15 protein-coding genes are annotated in these 18,033 nt (G+C 68.7%); 12 read left to right on the top strand and 3 right to left on the bottom strand.

What is annotated here, in order from left to right; genetic code table 11:
- The first annotated feature begins 98 nt into the window (after nt 1-98).
- Both K3554_RS16715 and K3554_RS16710 read left to right on the top strand, forming a co-directional pair.
- A complete protein-coding gene (locus K3554_RS16715) occupies nt 99-1,694 on the top strand; it encodes an efflux transporter outer membrane subunit (RefSeq protein ID WP_259946234.1) in 1,596 nt (531 codons plus the stop codon).
- Between the two features lie 173 nt (nt 1,695-1,867).
- Complete coding sequence (locus K3554_RS16710; RefSeq protein WP_259946232.1) at nt 1,868-2,713, top strand: Stf0 sulfotransferase family protein; 846 nt, start codon at nt 1,868-1,870, stop codon at nt 2,711-2,713.
- Nucleotides 2,714-2,894: 181 nt separating this feature from the next.
- Here the strand turns inward: K3554_RS16710 and K3554_RS16705 are convergent, their stop codons facing one another.
- Nucleotides 2,895-3,788 (bottom strand): sulfotransferase family protein, encoded by an 894-nt coding sequence (locus K3554_RS16705; protein ID WP_259946230.1) that lies wholly within the window; start codon nt 3,786-3,788, stop codon nt 2,895-2,897.
- Nucleotides 3,789-3,937: 149 nt separating this feature from the next.
- Between K3554_RS16705 and K3554_RS16700 the strand changes: the two genes are divergently transcribed.
- The gene (locus K3554_RS16700) at nt 3,938-4,903 is read left to right on the top strand and encodes a polysaccharide pyruvyl transferase family protein (RefSeq protein ID WP_259946229.1); all 966 of its coding nucleotides are present in this window, start codon (nt 3,938-3,940) and stop codon (nt 4,901-4,903) included.
- On the top strand, nt 4,900-6,009 hold the full coding sequence (locus tag K3554_RS16695; RefSeq protein WP_259946227.1) for a glycosyltransferase: 1,110 nt from the start codon (nt 4,900-4,902) through the stop codon (nt 6,007-6,009). Before K3554_RS16700 ends, K3554_RS16695 begins: the two co-directional genes overlap by 4 nt.
- A gap of 37 nt (nt 6,010-6,046) precedes the next feature.
- Here K3554_RS16695 and K3554_RS16690 read toward each other — a convergent pair whose 3' ends face one another.
- Nucleotides 6,047-8,083 carry a hypothetical protein gene (locus K3554_RS16690; RefSeq protein ID WP_259946225.1) on the bottom strand — a complete coding sequence of 679 codons (2,037 nt, stop codon included), beginning with the start codon at nt 8,081-8,083 and terminating at the stop codon, nt 6,047-6,049.
- Between the two features lie 284 nt (nt 8,084-8,367).
- Between K3554_RS16690 and K3554_RS16685 the strand changes: the two genes are divergently transcribed.
- The 8 genes from K3554_RS16685 to K3554_RS16650 all read left to right on the top strand — a co-directional run bounded on the left by K3554_RS16685 (nt 8,368) and on the right by K3554_RS16650 (nt 17,084).
- The gene (locus tag K3554_RS16685) at nt 8,368-9,153 is read left to right on the top strand and encodes a WecB/TagA/CpsF family glycosyltransferase (protein ID WP_259946321.1); all 786 of its coding nucleotides are present in this window, start codon (nt 8,368-8,370) and stop codon (nt 9,151-9,153) included.
- Nucleotides 9,036-10,103 (top strand): sulfotransferase, encoded by a 1,068-nt coding sequence (locus tag K3554_RS16680; protein ID WP_259946320.1) that lies wholly within the window; start codon nt 9,036-9,038, stop codon nt 10,101-10,103. Before K3554_RS16685 ends, K3554_RS16680 begins: the two co-directional genes overlap by 118 nt.
- A gap of 21 nt (nt 10,104-10,124) precedes the next feature.
- Complete coding sequence (locus K3554_RS16675; RefSeq protein WP_259946318.1) at nt 10,125-11,594, top strand: hypothetical protein; 1,470 nt, start codon at nt 10,125-10,127, stop codon at nt 11,592-11,594.
- Nucleotides 11,591-12,574, top strand: coding sequence for a glycosyltransferase family 2 protein (locus K3554_RS16670; protein ID WP_259946316.1), 984 nt, complete (start codon nt 11,591-11,593; stop codon nt 12,572-12,574). The genes K3554_RS16675 and K3554_RS16670 overlap by 4 nt, the downstream gene beginning before the upstream one ends.
- Nucleotides 12,571-13,455, top strand: a complete 885-nt coding sequence (locus tag K3554_RS16665) for a sulfotransferase domain-containing protein (RefSeq protein WP_259946314.1) — start codon at nt 12,571-12,573, stop codon at nt 13,453-13,455. Before K3554_RS16670 ends, K3554_RS16665 begins: the two co-directional genes overlap by 4 nt.
- Nucleotides 13,452-14,417: a glycosyltransferase gene (locus K3554_RS16660; RefSeq protein ID WP_259946311.1), complete on the top strand. Its 966-nt coding sequence runs from the start codon at nt 13,452-13,454 to the stop codon at nt 14,415-14,417. Before K3554_RS16665 ends, K3554_RS16660 begins: the two co-directional genes overlap by 4 nt.
- 124 nt (nt 14,418-14,541) lie before the next feature.
- Entirely contained in the window at nt 14,542-16,146 is a 1,605-nt protein-coding gene (gene xrtD, locus K3554_RS16655) for a VPLPA-CTERM-specific exosortase XrtD (RefSeq protein WP_259946308.1), read from the top strand.
- A gap of 386 nt (nt 16,147-16,532) precedes the next feature.
- Nucleotides 16,533-17,084, top strand: a complete 552-nt coding sequence (locus K3554_RS16650; protein ID WP_259946305.1) for a hypothetical protein — start codon at nt 16,533-16,535, stop codon at nt 17,082-17,084.
- Nucleotides 17,085-17,165: 81 nt separating this feature from the next.
- Here K3554_RS16650 and K3554_RS16645 read toward each other — a convergent pair whose 3' ends face one another.
- Nucleotides 17,166-18,032, bottom strand: a complete 867-nt coding sequence (locus K3554_RS16645; protein WP_259946304.1) for a CpsD/CapB family tyrosine-protein kinase — start codon at nt 18,030-18,032, stop codon at nt 17,166-17,168.
- Between the last annotated feature and the right edge of the window lies 1 nt (nt 18,033).

Genomic DNA, 18,033 nt, shown 5'->3' with positions numbered 1-18,033 from the left:
CGCATCGGAGGAGTTCCTGTTCCTGTCCGGTTGCTGCGCCGACCACTCGATCCGGCCGTACGAGCGCCGGTCTCCGGCCTTCCAGTCCATGCGCCTGGATGACCGACACATCAAGGCTGACCACGGGATATCGGGCCGGGGATACGATCTGTCTCCGCCGCAGCCGCAATTTTACGGCGTGGTTTGCCACGTTTCTGCCCCGTTTCGTGGCGTCCGGGCGACAAGAAGGCACGGATACGGCCCCATCCGGCACGACTGCGGCCATTCGTGTTAACCTCGGGAAAACCAAGAACAAGATCGAGCACCCCATGATCCGAAGCCTGATTGCCCCGCTGGCCCTGATTCTGGGCGGCTGCATCACCACCGTAGGGCCCGACAGCGCCCGGCCCGAGGTCGCCGTCGCACGCGAATTCGCCTTCGCCGTCTCGCCGGATCTGGAAGGCGCCGCGTCGGAGGCGTGGTGGCTCGCGCTGGACGACAGCACCCTCGATGCCTTCATGGCCCGCGGCCTTCGGCAGAACCTCGACATCCGAACCGCCCGCGCGCGCATCGCGCAGGCACGTGCCCGTGTCCGGGCGGCCGGTGCGGCGCAACTTTCTGGGGACCTGGACGTCACGCTGAACCGCACCGTGTCGGACGGACGAACCTCCGGGTCCGAGGTCGCGGCGGGCGGAGCCACCTACGCGTTCGACCTGTTCGGCGGCCAGGCCCGGCGGCGGCAAGCGGTGAGGGCGGAGCTGGAGGCGACGCTTCTCGACGAGGCGGCGACCCAGTTGGCCTTCCAGCTCGAACTGGCGACGGCGATGATCGAGGTCCGGTTCTTCCAGAACGCCCAGGCGGTCACCGAACGCTCCATCGCCGATCGGCGCCGCCTCCTCGCGCTGACGCGCGAGCTGGTCGCGGCCGGCGAGATGACCGCAGTGAACGAGGCGCGCGCGCAGGCCGATCTCTCGCTGGTGGAGGCGGAGCTGCCAGGCCTTCGGGCGGGCGTGCAGCTCAACACCATTCGCGTCGCCACCCTCATCGACATGCCCGTCTCGGCGGTCGCCGCCGCGATCGGCCGAGCGGGCCAACTGCGCCCCCGCCACACCGTCGCGCCCGGCGTTCCGGCCAACCTGCTGCGCAATCGCCCCGACGTGCTTGCCGCCGAGTACCGTCTGGCCAAGGCCCTCGCAGAGATCGGCGTGGCGGAGGCGGCGCTCTACCCTGCGCTCACGCTCAACGGCACGATCCAACTCGACAGCAAGGAGACCTTCCGCCTGGGGCCCACCCTTTCGCTGCCGTTGCTCAGCCGGGGACGGCTGATCGCCCTGCGCGATGAGACGGCCGCCGAAGCGGCAGAGGCCGAGATCCTCTGGCGGCAGGAGCTGACACAGGCCGTATCGGACGTGGAGTCCGCGCTGGTCCGCGCGGCGACCAGTCGCCGCGAGATCGCCGCCCTCACCCGCGCGAGCGCCGACTACGCCCGGTTGGAGGCCCTGTCGCAGGACACCCTGCGGCTCGGCGTCACCACGATTCTGGAGTTGATCAGCGCCGCGCAGGACCGCCGCCGGACGGACCTCTCGCTAGCGTCGGCGCGCCGGGATCTGGCCACGGCGGTGGCACAGCTCGCTGTCGCGACCGGGCGGGGCTGGAAGGTTGGGATCCCGGACGCCGACGGGGGTCGGGACCTGCCGGACGCCTCCGCGTCCTGACCGGACCCCCGCCCCATCCGGATCGTGCAGGTTCGGCGTCGGGCGGAGGGCTGGCGTCAGATCGCCTTGCATTGCAGAAGGACAGCGAGACGCCTTCCATCGCTCCCCCTGTCGAGAGTCCTGCCAATGTTCCGCATGCCGCACGCAGCGAGCTTCCATTCCGGTCGATGCCGATGAAGGCGTTCATTCCACGGGAACCGGACTGGCTGCGCGCCCTTCGTATGCGGGGCGGTCTGCGCTGGCCGGCTTGGGCCCGGCTGCGGATGCATCCCTATCCCGAGCAGTTCTCCCCCGCGATGGATCTTCCGCCACGCGATGGCCCGGCGCGGTTCTGGCTGATGGCGACCACGCCGCGTTCGGGCAGCCACTTCCTGGGGCATCTCCTGCAGGGGGCAGGGCATTTCGGCTGCCCGCTGGAATACATGAATCCGATGAACCTGGATCTGTGGCGGCATCGTTTTGGCGCCCGCGATGACGGGGAGGTGTTCGACGCGTTGACGCGGCTGCGCAGCGGTCCGACGGGCCTCTTCGGCATCAAGGCTCATTGGAACCAATGGGCGGGTTTTTCGTCTCACGATCTGATCGCCCGGCGGGGCGGGTTCGAGCGCGCGATCTGGATATACCGGCGCGACCTGCTGGCCCAAGCCATCTCGCGGACGGCGGCGGTGCAGACGGGGCAGTGGATCGGCAGCGCCCGCGCCCGCGGCGCGAAGGCATTCGACTATGGCGCGATCGTCCGCAACGCCCGGATGATGCGGAAGCAGAACGAGCACTGGGCGGCGTTCCTTGGGACGGACTTCGCCGCGCCGAGCAAGACGGTCGTCTTCGAGGACGTCGCAGCCGATCCCGAAGCAGCGTGCCGGGAGATCGGCGCTTTCCTCGACCCGGTCGTGCCGGAGCTTCGCTTCGAGCCCCGAACCACCAAGCAGTCGGACGGCACCTCCCGCGAGTGGGCCGATCGCTTCCGGCACGAGGTTAGACCCGAGCACGACTGGATCCTGACGCCGCAGTCCTTCTAGCCCCCCCCGGGAACGATGGTCTCGGAGCGTGCCGTCGTGGCGGTTCCGTATCGACACCGCGCACCGGGGCCCCGACCATTCGCGATTCGGTGGAACCGGGATGCGAGATCGCCTGTGGAAGCGCCCGGTACTCGGCGCGTGTTCCGCGAATGCCCTCGCGCAAGGGAAGGCGCTCCGCCCCCTAGGCGACGGGCACGCCGACCGGTCGACCAGACCCGGACGTCGCATCGGCCGAGAGCATCGCCTTCAAAGCAGGTGTCTCGGCGCGGGCGGCGGCGTGCAGCGCCACGTCCGCCGCGTAATGCTGGTCCACGAAGTCGCGCACCTCGGGCAGGTCCAGCACCCCGCTCGCGTCGGCGGCGCTGCGCCCGGACGACAGCATCCCGATTGCCGCCGCCTTGACCCGCGCGTGCATCCGTTCGGGCAGCATCCGCCGCAGCATGCTGTTGATCGCGTACGCCGGGCCACCGAGGGCTCGGACCTTCAGGTCGACGTTCTGGTTGGCTCGCGCACCCGGATCCAGCGCCACGCCGCTCCGCCGCGCGAGGTGGTCGATCAGGTCGGGCACGAGTTCCATCGGCAATGCGTGATCGACCAGCCGGGGATGCCCCTCCAGCCCGAGGTCGGAGACGAAGCCCTCCTGGCGGGCGAAGAAGACGAGTTTGCGGGACGGCACCGCGTGCGGATCCCCGGCGACCCGTTCGAGGTCCGCGGCGACGTCGTCGAGCATGCGCAGCGTCGTCTCGCGCAGCTCCGCAGGCGGGATCGCCGTCATGGGGCGCCCCTCGTAGCGCCACAACACCTGGCGGAGAGCCGAGCCGAACCGCGCGAGCGGGTCGCGCAGGACCGCGAAGGCCGTCAGGTCCCGCACGGCGGCATACTCGTCCGGGAAGTGCGCTCGCAGCGCCCCGAGCGGAACGTGGCCGTAGTCGATCCGGCCCAGCGACGGATGCGCGGCCACGTCGCCCATGGAAACGTGGTCGGCATCGCAGCGCCTAACCTGCGAGCGCACAGAACTGCCGGCGCATTTCGGGATGTGGACGAAGACGAAGCCTTGCGTCGGGCAGATGATCATGGGGGACTCGCGTCTGTTGCCGCGCCCTTGCTACTGTTCGGCACGCCGAGGGTCCATCCGGGGGACCCCGAACTTGTGCGGCGAGGATCGATCTGCAAGGAACCCCGAGGCCCGCCCCGTACGGCGTGTCGACGATGCGGGAGCACGGCGTGGATCTATACTACTGCAAGACGCCGGATGGAAATTTCGGCGACGACATGAACCTCTGGTTCTGGGACCGCCTCATTCCCGAGTGGCGGGAGATCGCGCCCGATCGGACGCTGTGCGGCATCGGCACGCTGATCAACCGGAAGGCTTTCTCCGCGATGGACCGCATCCTCGTGTGCGGCAGCGGCACGGGCTATGGCCCGGTCCAGCGATTCGACCCCGCCAAGGTGGAGTTTGCATGGGTGCGCGGTCCGCGAACCGCGCGGATCCTGGATGTGGACCCGAGCCTCGCGATCACGGATCCGGCAGTGATGGTATCCGACTTTCCCGACTTCGCGGACGGGCCGCGCGCGGAAGGCGACGTGATCTTCGTGCCGCACCGCCTGACCGCCAACCTGGACCTTGACTGGAAGCGGCTGTCGCGCCGGTCGGGTGTGCGGACGGTGTCGCCCAAGGACGATGCCAAAGAGGTGATACGGGAACTGCGCGATGCCCGGCTGGTGATCGCCGAATCGATGCATGCCGCCATCATCGCCGATGCGTTCCGTACACCCTGGGTGCCGCTGGTCGTGTCGCACCACTTCAACACCTTCAAGTGGGGCGACTGGGCCGACAGCTTGGATTTCGACCTTCGCCTGAACACGGCACTGCGCCTGCCGCGTGCAGCATACTTCGCCCTGCGCAACGCGCGCGGAGCCCTCAAGCGCCCGAAGCGGAGGACCCGGACAGACGGCGAGATCACTCAGACCTTCGTGAACCCCAACACGATGGGCCGCCAGGAGCGGGACCGTCTGAAGGGCTTGATCGCTCACTTCCAGAGGCCGGTCGAGGCGATGCTGGCCCGTGACATCGCTCGAGCCGCCCGCTGCGAGCCGAGCCTGAGCGACCCGCGCGTCCTCGACGACCGCAAGTCGCGCATACTGGAAAAGGCTCGGGAGATCCGCCGGATGGCGGGGGCCGAGGCGTGATCTCCGATCGGGGCCGCCTTTCGTGGGGGCTCTGCGTCGCCACGCTGAACCGCCCCGACATGCTGGTGCGCTGCGTCGAGCACGCGCTCGCGCAGACCCGGCCGCCCGCCGAGATCGCCATCGCCGACGCCTCCGACGACTGGGAAGCCCATCGCGGGCGCATCCGCGAGACGCTCGCGGCGGCAACAAACGGGGCGGAGGTCCGGCTCGTCTTCCTGGGCCATCCGGAGAAGTCCTCGGCGCGCCAACGCAACGCCGCCCTGACGGCGATGTCGGCCGACGTGGCGTTCGTGATCGACGACGATTCCCTCATGGAGCCGGACTGCGCCGAGACGATCATGGCGCTCTACGACGCCGATGCGGAGGGACGCGTCGCGGGCATCGCGGGGGTCAACGTGGCCGGCGACGACGCGGCGGCGCGGGCGGTGGCGAAGGGAACGGCCCTCAAGGACGCGGGCGGCATCCGGCGCAGCGCGCGGATGCGCGCCGCGGTCCGCCGCTCTGGCCTCGCCCGCTGGGTGCTCAAGGAAGTGCTGCTGCAATCACGCGACCGCATCTTCCTGCGCTACGACGAGCCCGGCACCCATCACGGGCGCGATACGGCCGCGGCGCTCGCCTTGCCGGGCACCCGCTACACGGAGTTCCTGCCCGGCTGGGGCATGACCGTTCGCCGGGAGGTCGCGCTACGGGAGCTCTTCGACGACGGGCTTCTGGCCTACTGTCCGACGGAAGACCTCGACGCCTCCTATCGCTGGGGTCGCCACGGGGTCTGCCTGGTCGCCGAAGGCGCTCGCATAAACCACGTCGAAGCGGCGGCGGGACGTATCAAGAGGCGCAAGGTCACGGCTCTCAGTCTGATGAACTCGGCCTACTTCACGCGCCGCAACTCGCGCCGGCCGGCACGGGACGCGGCACGATTCTACGGCCTCGCGACCCGGAGGGTGCTGGCCGAGACGCTGAAGGACCTGATCACCGGCCGGCTTTCGCTGCCACAGGCGCGTGGCGCCGCTTGGGCCCTGGTGCGCTCGCCGACGGTGTGGCGGCAGGACCGAGCCGACCTGCCCGATTGGTACGCCGGGCTGCAACGGCGGATCCTGGCCGGATAGCCCCGCGGGTCCGGCCGGTGGCGCGGCCCGCCCGGACCTACCGCGGCTCCAGCGCTCCGGCATGGGGCATCGGTCCCCGCAGCCGGCCGAGCAGGTCGTCGAGGGCTACTTTCTCGCCGGGCTGGAGAGCCGCCTCCAGCACGTTCGGCGAGGCCGGAAACGGCAGCGCCACGGTGGGCCTGCCGTCAGGTAACTCTGCGAGGGACGCGAAGGCGGCATCGAGAACGGGGCTGTCGGGCACGCCTCGGAGGTTGTTCTCGCGACCCGTGTCCTCGCCGCCCGGGGTCACGAAGGTCTCGGTGTCCTTGTGGCGGTTCTGCCACTTGAGGCCGCGATAGGAGGGTGGAAACAACGCCGCAAAGTCCAATGCCTCGCCGAGATCCCGCGGCGACTCCGCGTAGAAGGGCGCGTGGTGGAGGACGTTGGACAGGATCACGTCGCGCAGTTCGACCCCGTCGGGCATGCCGCCCCGCAGGATGGCCTTGTCGACATTCGTCCAGTCGAGGACCGTGCCGCTGTAGACGTGCACATGGCCCTCCAGCGCATCGTCGCTGTAGGCGGCCCGCTTGCCCCCGTAACCCATCAAAGCCTTCGGGGGGCGTAACTCGAACTGGCCACCCGCGGTCGGCGGCACGATCACGAGGAAGTTGCGGCACACCGCACCGGTAAACGCGGTCTTCCAGGCGCTACCGCCATTGTTGGAGGTGCCTATGGTCACGATCTTGTCGATGAGGATGTCGCAGCGCCTGTCGGTGTTCTTTCGCTTGGAGGTGCTGGTGTTGATCCCCGGGTTGCCGCCTTCGGCCACAACCCGGTCGATCCGGAGCGTGCCTCCCGACGCCCCGCTGGTATTCCAGCGCAAGCACGCCTGATGGGACGGTCTGTTGGGCACTCCGCGGCCGGCGTTGCCGGCCGACCAGCCATTCATCGAACGCAACTGCGTCTGGGCGACCAACGTCCACGAACCCTCGGGCGCGGTGCCGACCCGCAGGGGTCCGTGGTCGTTCTGCAGGTTGTCGCTGCCTCGGATCGCCAGAGGCACCGCACCGCCACCCATAGCTTCAGGGTTTTGTTCGAATCTGCAGCCGACGAGCGCTAAGACGTTTTGGCTTCCGGCGAGCATCCCGTAGTCGCGCCAGTTCGACACCTCGGTGTCTGATATAACAAGGTGAAGAGCGGAGCCTCGGGTCGAGATGGTGTTGCCGAAGCCGCCGAAGCGGCAACTCTGCACCGTCACGTGGCCCCGCACACTGCCCCCGAGGGAGAGGCCCCCCCAAGGATGAACATCGCCGCCCGCGGTTTCCGTCGTAGCATCCCAAGTGCTCTTGCACGCCAGCCCCCAGATCGCGATTTCGTCCTGCGACCCGGTCTTCGTGCAGCGTAGAATGCGGTCGGTCCTGACTTGTCGCAGACCCTCAAGGACTGGTGCAGGCCCGTCGCCCCATGCCCCCACCTGCGCGGCACTCTTTGCGCGTCCGAAGACGATAGTCCCCTCCAGCTCGTAGCTGTGACCGCGCTTGAACAGGATGCGGCGGTTGCCGGTACGTCCCTGGAAGTCCCGGGCACGGGCGAAGGGCTGGGGCGTGACCGGAACCGGGGCCCCCGAAAAGTCTCCGTCCGGCGCCACGAGGAGAGTGCGGTCGCCTGCGAAGACTAGGTCCGGGTTCGCGATCTCTACCTGCATCTCCGCCGCGACGGCCCGGCTGCCGTCGGTGGCGGTGCAACGCACGGTGTAGCGCAGCGCGGCCGCGCCGGCGAAATCGGTGGCCGAGGGGTGGAACACGTGGGCGGCGCGATCGCCGAAGGCCCGGTTCGCCGACGCGCCCCATATCGTCTCGACACGATCCAGACCCGCGAAGACGGATCCGGGGTCGCCGAAGTCCCACTCGAAGCGCAGATCCCGTGACGGGTCCTCGACCCCCCACCCTGACGCAGCGACGGTGAAGGTGATTCCCGACGGCGCGACGCCCGCGCGCCGGCTCGCGTCGAGCGCCAGCGAAGGCGCCTCCGAAACCTGCCCCGCGGGACGCGGACGCGTCGCTGCGGCGGGCAACAGTCTTTTTCCGTAAGGCATGAGAAGCGATCCGTGATGGCGCGAAGGCGCTGGCAGGCTGCTGCGAGCCGGTTTCCCGGCCCGCACAGGCCGGTTTCGACCGGTCTGCGGGATCAGTAGCCGTTATCCAAGCCTTTACGTCGCCGTATTTCGCACAATATGTCCGAAGCTTGACGGTCGAAGGAGACTTTGCGTCAAATCCTGGACTGCGCTATGGAAGCGCCGTTGGAGGAGACGCGGGGGCCAACCTCCTTCCTCACGCCCCACCCTGCCGTGGGAGGGGCCTTTTGCGAGGGTTGCACACGATGGATTGGTCACTTCAGACGTCTTCCGGCCAGGTACGGGGCGGCAGCTCGGCCGTCACTTTGAACACGCCCTCGAGCGATGCCCTGCTGAACGACATCCGCCGGCACCTCGTGCGGGAACGCGGCTTTTCCGTGGCGACGCTCAACCTCGACCACGTGGTCAAGCTGCGGGGGCACAAGGAATTCCGCGACGCCTATGCGCGTCACACCCATGTCGTGGCCGACGGCAACCCTATCGTCTGGCTCGCGCGTCTGTCCGGTCAGCCGATGCACCTGGCGCCGGGGGCGGACCTACTCCACCCCGTGATCGCCATCGCCGCCGAGATGGGCCTTCCGGTCGCCTTCGTCGGCGGAACGGAAGCGTCCCTCGTGGAGGCGGCGACGCGTCTGGAAGCCGAGCACCCCGGCCTCCGGATCGTCGCGCGGATCTCGCCCTCGATGGGGTTCGACCCGACCGGTGCGGAAGCGGAATCGGTGATCGACCAGCTGCAGGAGGCGGGCGCACAGCTGTGCCTGCTGGCACTCGGCGCACCCCGCCAGGAGATCTTCGCGGCCCACGCGCAGGAGCGTCTGCGCCGGACGGGGTTCCTATCGATCGGCGCCGGTCTCGACTTCGTCTCCGGGCATCAACGCCGCGCGCCGCGCGTGATGCGGGCCCTCAAGGCCGAATGGCTTTGGCGCATGGCGTCGAACCCCCGCCGCCTCGCAGGGCGCTACGGGCGTTGCTTCGCCGTGCTGCCTCATCTCGTCGTGGCGGCGGTCCGGTCGCGGAAGGTCCAGTCTTGACGCCATCCGGACCTCCGGCCTCCTTCTCCCCACCCGTCTTCGTCTACGGCGCGACCCGATCGGGAACCACGGTCTTCCGGCTGATGCTCAATGCCCATTCGGGACTGTCCAATCCCGGGGAGGAGGACTTCCTCTTCGACTGCATCGCCCCCGATCCGACCCATCCGACTGGTTGGCGCTACGACCGGGAAGCGCTGCGGGACCACCGTGTTTTCGCCGCGCGCGGGCTCGATCTGCCGGACGGTGTCGATGGCCTCGATCTTCTCAAGCACATGCTCGAGCGGCTGATGAACAACGCGGCAGGGGTCCGCTGCGTCAACATCCATCGCCATGCCGACCGGATCCGCGCGATCTTTCCGCAGGCTCGCGTCATCCACATGCTGCGCGATCCGCGCGACGTGGCCCGGTCCTCGGTCGGCATGGGCTGGGTCGGGATCAGCTACTTCGGCCTGGATCACTGGATACGCACCGAAGACGCATGGGACCGAGCGGCGTTTCCCGACGATCAGGTCCTGGAGCTGCGATTCGAGCGGCTGATGCACGACCTCGAGGGAGAGCTGGTGCGGGTCTGCGCGTTCCTGGGCGTCCCCTTCGTTCCCGAGATGCTGGAATATCACCGGGACACCACCTACGGTCCCCCCGATCCGAGGCTGACCGAGCAGTGGAAGCGCCGCGCCGATTCGCACGAGGTCGCGCTGCTGGAGGGGAAGTGCGGTCGACTGCTGGCGGCGCGTGGCTATGAGCCTTCGGGCCCCGGACACAGGCCCGGACCACTCGAACGTCGTCGCCTGAAGATCGAGAACCGGCTGCGGCGCTGGCCCAACAGTCTGCGTCGCTACGGCCTGCCGCTGCTGGTCGGCGCCAAGCTCGCTGGCTGGCTCGGGGCGTCCGAGATGCATCGCCGGTTGCGGCGGCAGATGTCCGAGCGCATTACGCAGCAGGTACGTTAAGCCCGAGCGGGGGACGCGCCTATGGCGAACATGCTGGCCCATGCGGTGCTTCTGGGATGGCCCGTCGTGACGCTCGTGCTGTTCCGGAGACTTTCCCCGGCCGTGGCCGTGTCGGTGGCGATCGTCGCAGGCTACCTGCTGTTGCCGCTTAAGCCGACGTTCAATTTCCCCATGATGCCTCCCATCGGGAAAGAGGAGATCCTTGGGTTGTCGCTTCTGCTCGCAGCGTTTATCACCGTAGATCAGAAGACTTTCACTCTTCGCGGGTGGCTACCGCAGCAGAAGCTGATTTGGACCTGTGCCATCCTCTTCGTCTTGGTCCCGCTCGGAACGGTCCTAACTAACGGCGACCGAGTGATCCGCACGGCAGGTAGCGTACAGACAGGTTTGACGCTCTACGACGTTGCTTCGATGCTGTCGGACCTCCTGATGATCGTCATTCCGTTCGTCGTAGCCCGGCGATACCTCGCCGCCCCCGCCGCCCATCGGATGGTGCTGACCGTGCTCTGCGTGGCAGCACTGCTCTATACGATTCCCACCTTGTGGGAAGTGCGGATGTCGCCGCAACTCAACAGCGATATCTACGGTTTCTTTCCTCACGACTGGCGTCAACACATACGAGATGGCGGCTTCCGGCCTTTGGTATTTCTGCGCCATGGCCTGCTGTTGGGCATGTTCCTTTCGCTTGGGGTACTTGCGGCGGCGGCTCTCTGGCGCATCAGCCTGAAGGGGCGCGGCGCCACGATCCGCACCGCTATGGCGACCCTTTTTCTCCTGGCTACCCTCGTGCTGTCGAAGAACCTTGGCGCGACGCTGATCGCGCTGATCGGCTTGGCGACTATCCTCTTGCTACCCGCGCGTCGGTGGCTCCTGATCGCGGCGCTGATCTCGACCACGGTGCTGACCTATCCGGTCCTACGCTCGGCCGGCCTGGTTCCCACGGACAAAGTGGTCTCCGTGCTCTCTGGGATCGCCGGATCGGGCCGTATTCTGTCTCTAGAGTTTCGTCTAAGGAACGAGGACATCCTGCTCGAGCGGGCCAACGAGAAGCCATTGTTCGGTTGGGGTCGTTGGGGGCGGGCCCGAGTCTACGTGGACGGCCGCGACATTACGACCACCGATGGCACATGGATCATCACTTACGGCGAAGGAGGCCTACTCGGCTACCTGGCGGTCTTCGGGCTTCTCGCCCTGCCCCCGATCCTATTGGCCTTTAAAAGAGGACCGGCGCTGGAGCCTGCCAGCGCGGCGCTGGCGTTGCTCCTTGCCGTCAATCTGATCGACCTCCTGCCCAACTCGGGCCTGTCGCCCGTCACTTGGATGCTGGCCGGTGCGCTGGCGGGACGGCTCGAGTGGCGGCCCTCCGCCGCGACGGCCCACGGCCCGGAGATCGCGGCCGCGGGCGGGCGCGTCCCCCGCATGCCCTACGCGCGCAGCTTCGACACGGTGCGGGGCGGCGGCGCGCCATCACTGCGGAGAGACCACCCATGATCCCGCTCCTGATCTCGATCATCAACTACCGCACCGCCGAGATGACGCTTCGATGCGCCCGATCGGCGCTGGACGACCTGGCGCATGACGGGATCGCGGGACGCGTGGTGATCGTCGACAACGCCTCGGGTGACGGCTCGGTGGAGCGGATCGCGGAATGGATCAGGGGGCAGTCCGACGGCACGCCGGTCGAGCTGGTGCGCTCCGAAAGCAATTCCGGCTTCTCGGGCGGGCACAACCGCGGCATGGCCGCCGCGGACGCCGATCTCTACCTGCTGCTCAACTCCGATGCGCTGCTGCGCCCCGGCTTCTGCGCCGCGATCCTGGAGGCCGCCGCGGCACATTCCCGGGCGGGCTTCCTCGCGCCGCGCATCGAGCACGAGGACGGCACCCGTCAGGTCAGCGCGTTCCGCTTCGCCTCGCCCGTCAGCGAATTCGCGCGAGGGGCCAACACCGGATGGGTCGACCGCATGGCACGCCGGTGGAAGGTCGCGCTCGGGGACGACGCGGACCCGGCGCGGATCCAGTGGGTCAGCTTCGCCTGCGTCGCGCTGCGCGGCGAGATGGTTCGCGAGATCGGCGCGATGGACGAAGGCTATTTCCTGTACTTCGAGGATGCCGAGTACTGCCTGCGCGGGCGTCGTGCCGGCTGGTCCATCGCGCGAGTACCCGAGGCGGCGGCGGTGCACTTCCGCGGCGGCAGCGGTCCGGTCAAGACGCTGCACAAGGCGCGTCGTCGCATGCCGGCCTACTACTACGCCTCGCGCACGCGGTTCCTCTACCAGGCGCACGGGCGCGCGGGCCTGTGGACGGCCAACGCGGCCTGGCTGATGGGGCGGGGACTGGCGCAGATGCGGCGCCTCCTCGGGCGCCGGCCCAACCCCGCCGCGGAGGCCGAGCTGCGCGACATCTGGACCAACGCGCACCGTCCGCTGGGGCCGCGCCGGGCGCCGTGGGAAGACGGCGAGGCCGCCCAGTGAGCGGGACCGGAGGCGGGCGGCCGGACTTCGTCATCCTGGGTGCCATGAAATGCGGCACCACCACGCTGGCCGCGCAGCTGGGCGCGCAGCCCGGCTACTTCATGACCGACCCGAAGGAGCCGAACTTCTTCTCCGACGACGCGATCTGGGCACGCGGGCCGGAGTGGTACGCGCAACTCTTCGCAGGCGCCGCGCCGGGCGACCTGCGGGGCGAAGCCTCGACCCACTACACCAAGCGGCCCACCCACCCTCACGCCTTGGACCGGATGCGGAGCTTGCTGGGCGACGCCCCGCCGCGACTGATCTACATGATCCGCGATCCCGTGGCGCGGGCGGTCTCGCACTACATGCACGGCTGGAGCCGGGACGAGATCACCGTCCCCCTGGCGGAGGCCGTGCGGGCCCATCCCGAGCTGGTGGACTACGGGTGCTACGGCATGCAGATCGCGCCCTACGTCTCGGCCTTCGGAGCGGACGCGATCCTGCTGACGAGCCTCGAGGCGATGAAGACCGATCCGGAGGGGGAGCTTGCGCGCGTGGGCGCCTTCCTCGGGCGGGACGCGAGCCTGCGGGCCGAGGTCGGCGCTCGGAACGTCTCGGCGGAGCGCGCCCGGCGCCTGCCGCTGCACGGCCTGCTGGTCGACAACCCGGTGGCCACGCTGCTGCGCCGCGTGCTGGTCCCGAAGGCGGTGCGCCGCCGGATCCGCGAGGCCCGCACCCTGCGCGAGCGCCCCGAGTTGCCTGCCGACCTTCGCGCCGGCATGGAGGCGCGCTTCCTCGCCGACCGGGCGGAACTGGCCCGGCTCTTTCCCAGCCACCCCGCGCTGGAGGCCTGCTATCCCTTCGCCTCCGCCGCGGCGCGTGAGACCGGCGCGGCATGAGGGATAACGCCCCAACGGGCGCGGTCGCCATCGGCCGCAACGAGGGTGCGCGCCTGCTGCGTTGCCTGCGGGCTCTGCGCGCGCAGATAGACGGTCCCGTGATCTACGTCGATTCGGGTTCGACCGACGGATCGGTCGCTGCCGCGCGCGAACTCGGTGCCGCGGTGGTCGAATTGCCCCCGGACACACCCTTCACCGCCGCACTGGCGCGCAACGCGGGGCTCGCGCGGCTGATGGAGGAGAACGCCCCCCCGCATCTCGTTCAGTTCGTGGACGGCGACTGCGAGATCGTCGAAGGCTGGCTGCCCGCCGCGCGGGCGTTCCTCGCCGCGCACGAGGACGTGGCCGTCGTCTGCGGCCGGCGCCGCGAACGCCACCCCGAGGCGTCGGTCTGGAACCGGATGATCGACCGCGAGTGGGATACGCCGGTGGGCGAGGCCCGCGCCTGCGGCGGCGACGCGCTGATGCGCGTCCGAGCACTGCGGGACGTAGGCGGATTCGACGAGCGCCTCATCGCCGGCGAGGAACCTGAACTCTGCGTGCGGCTGCGCGCGGCGGGCTGGCGCGTCTGGCGGCTCGACGCTGAGATGACGCTGCACGACGCGGCCATGACGCGCGCGTCGCAGTGGTGGCGCCGGACCGCCCGGGCGGGCCACGCCTTTGCGGAGGGCGCGGCGATGCACGGCCGCCGACCCGAGCGGCACAACGTCGATCGCCTGCGCCGCGCGCTTCTGTGGGGGCTCGGGCTGCCTCTGGCGGCGTTGGCGGGCACGCTCGTCACGCCATGGGCCTTGCTTCTGCTGCTGCTCTACCCGGCGCAGATCCTTCGGCTGGCCCCCCGGGAGGGCCTGGCGCGCGCGGCCACCCTAACGCTTGGGAAGGTCGCCGAGGCCCACGGCGCGCTCACCTGGGCGGTTCGGCGGCTGCGCGGCGCGAAGGGTGGGCTGATAGAGTATAAGTGATGGCCCCTCCTGCCGCGAAACGCTTTGTTTTCGAACCGTCATCTGCTAGCCGGGCTCCGGTTTCGGAACGCGCGTTCCAGGCTGTCCACAACTTCCGTGCTCCTGACTAGGCGGTGTTCCGATCATGGCGTTCCAATCCACCGCAAACGGCTCCGGCAGCGCCCTGAGCCGTCTGATCACGCCGGGCATGGCGGTCTTCGTTCTCGCGACCGTGGCGGCGGCGATCTACTTCGACCGGGGAATCGATGCGCTGCTGCGTGCGTGGCAACTTCCGGAGTACAGCCACGGCCCGTTGATCCCCGTCCTCTCGGGCCTGCTGTTCCTGCGCCAACTCAAGGACGTGCCGGCCGATCCGGGCGTCAAGCACGACCGGTGGCCCGGCGTGGCGGTGCTGGTCTTGGCGCTCGCGCTCGGGGCGGTCGGCAAGCTGTCTGGCATCGACGACATCGTCGCCTACGGCTTGATCGTCTGGGTGGCCGCGATGCTGCTGATCTCGTTCGGCTGGCGAACCGGGATCCTGTTCTGGGCCGGGGTGGTGCACCTGGTCTACATGCTGCCGCTTCCGGACACGCTCTACTACAAGATGTCCGCATGGCTGCAGCTCGTCTCCTCCGAGATGGGCGTGGGGATGCTGCGCGTGATCGACGTGCCGGTCTTCCTGGAAGGCAACATCATCGATCTGGGCGTGCTGAAGCTGCACGTGGCGGAGGCCTGCTCGGGGCTGCGCTACCTGTTCCCGATCATGTCCTTCTCCTACGTCTTCGCCTGCCTCTACCGCGGGCCGATCTGGCACAAGGCGGTGCTCCTGCTGGCCGCGGTGCCGATCACCGTCGTGATGAACTCGGTGCGGATCGCCTTCGGCGGCTGGATCGCGAACCGCTTCGGCCTCGAGTACCTCGAGGGCTTCACCCATTTCTTCGAGGGCTGGGTGATCTTCCTGATCTGCGTGATCCTGCTGTTCATCCTCGCCTGGCTGATGATGCGGATCGACAACCGCCACCAGAGTCTGTCCGACGCGCTCGACCTCGACATGTCGGGCCTCGCTGCGCAGTTCGGACGCCTGCGCCTTCTGCGCGCATCGCCGGCGATGATCACCGGCGTGGTCCTGATCGCCGCCGGCGCTCTCGCCTTCCAGTTGCGCCCCGACGCGGACCGGCTGCCCCCTGCCCGCGACCCCTTCACGTTCTTCCCGCAGCAGCTGGGAGACTGGCAGTCGTCGGCACCGCTCCCGCTGCGCGCCGACGTGGCCCGCAGGCTGGGGGCGGACGACTACCATTCGGTCCAGCTGCTGCCCGAGGGGGGCGGCTCGGTCCCGGTCGAGCTGTTCATGGCCTACTACGAGGACCAGTCCCGCGGCGGCGTCCACTCGCCGGAGATCTGCCTGCCCGGATCGGGTTGGGAGATCGCCTGGCTGGAGCGGATCGACATCGCGCCGGAGGTCGGGTTCGAGGGCAGCTTCCCCCTCAACCGCGCCGTCATCCAGAAGAATCAGGAACGGATGATGGTCTACTACTGGTTCGAGCAGCATGGCCGCCGCACCGCGTGGGATCTGGCGGCCAAGATGCTCCTCCTGTGGGACGGCATGACGATAGGGCGCACCGATGGCGGCATCGTGCGGCTGATCACCCCCATCGCGCCGGACGAGACCGACGCGGAGGCCGAGGCACGCCTGCAGGACGTGTTCCTGGACACGGTGGCGGTGCTTCCCGACTACATCCCCGGCGGCTGACCGCCTTCGGAAGGAGTGGGCCGCGGGGTGTCCTGCGGCCCGATCCTGGCCTCCGACACGATCCGGCCCCATTCCAACTGTCGCGGCAGCGGAAACGGATTGTGCCTGCGCTCCGGAGGCACTTTACACGGAACGAGTTGGGGTGAAAAACTGTTCTGTGTCTGGGGCTTGCGAAGGTTCGTTGGCAGGCTGGGACGGAGGCACGATTTCAAGATGTCCACTTCATGGTCGTTTCGGCAGAAAGTGGACGGATTTCCGGCAGAACCGTGTCATGGTGCCCCAAGAATCCTTGTGGCCGATCAGACGGCAAGCTACTGCTGGACCTCACTAGTCGCCGGTTCGCCCGCAGAGGTTTCCAAGACCTTCGATAATCAGTGGAGAGAAGAATGACCAAAACCCTTAAGATCACCGCGGCCGCACTCGCGGCGACCCTGGCTCTGGGAACGGGCGCACAGGCGGCGACGTCGATCGGCAAGAACGATGCCATCACCGTCACCGACAAGCTTCCGAAGACGGCCGGTGTCGACAGCCAGACCATCTCGTTCATGGCGACCGAAGCGCTGAAGCTCACCGGTGCCGTGATCGGCGCGACCGGCAGCAACAGTGGCGACGACCTCGCGAAGCTGCTGGTGAACTTCTTCATCGACGGCGTGCTGCAGGCGCAGAAGGACTTCACCCCGATCAACGTCTTCGGCACCGTGGGCGAGGGCCGCGCCGGCTTCACCCCGCCGACCTTCAACATCGCCTCGGGCCAGACCTTCTCGTTCGAGGTGTTCGAGGACAGCGGCAACGTGTCGGGCAACGCGCAGGTTGGCCTCTCCGCCACCGTCGCGACCGCGCCGGTTCCGGTGCCCGCCGCGGGCGTGCTGATGCTCAGCCTGATGGCCGCCGGCGGCTTCGCCTCGCGCCGTCGCAGCCGCAAGGCCGCCAACGCCTGATCGGCGTCAGCTACCAGACGACGAAGGGGCGGCACATCGTGCCGCCCCTTTTCCGTTCCGGCCGGCGCCCCCGGCCTGCGATCAGCTGTAGTAGTCGTACTTGCCCGTCTCGTCGGCGTACTCGCACTTGTTCAGCACCACGCCGAGCACCTTGGAATGGGCCGCGACCTCGCGCTCGGCGTTGTCGATCTCGGCGATGGACGTGGTGCCTGCCGCGGCCACGATCAGCACGCAGTCGATCCGATCCAGGAAGCCGAGCGTGTCGTCGCTCGACAGCACAGGTGCGGTGTCGAAGATCATGATCGTCGGATCGAAGGCCTCCTCGATCGCGTCCAGCGCGACCGCCGCGCTGCGCGACTGCAGCAGCTCCGCTGAGCGGGGCCGCGGGCTGCGGACCGCTCCCATCGCCAGCTTCTCGTCCAGCCGCACCGCGTGATCCGTGAAGGCCCCCTCGCCGCGGAGGACCTCGGCGAAGTCCTTGCGGGTCGAGAGCCCAGCGATCCGCGCCAGCGACGGCCGCCGCAGATCCATCTCGAGCAGCACGACCCGCTCGTCGTCGCGGCGGGCGAAGGTGAACCCGAGGTTGAGCGCGATGGTGCTCTTGCCGCAGTTGGGTCCGGGCGAGGTGATGGCCAGCCTCTTCCAGCCCTTCGCCCTCATCTCCTGGGTGACCCGCGTGCGCAGCTTGTCGAAGGCGATGGCCTCCGGCATGCCCTTCCCAGGGCCCTTCGCAGCGACGATGCGCTGTCGCTCGAGCTGCCGGGGCGGGATGTCGAACCCCTCCACGGCGTCCCAGCTTTCCCGCCAGCGCTGCGCGTCGGCCGGCTCGGCCTTCGCGGCGGTCGCCGTCCGCTTGACCGACGCCGCACCGCCCTTCGCAGCATGCGGATCCTGCGTCCCGTCCCGCGCCGCGCGCGCCCTGTCGATGGCGACCCTCAGTCGTTCCATG

Source organism: Jannaschia sp. W003 (assembly GCF_025144335.1).
In the GTDB taxonomy this organism is placed as follows: Bacteria; Pseudomonadota; Alphaproteobacteria; order Rhodobacterales; family Rhodobacteraceae; genus Jannaschia.
Note: the sequence above shows the minus strand (reverse complement) of the source record. Positions and strands in the feature narration are given on the sequence as shown.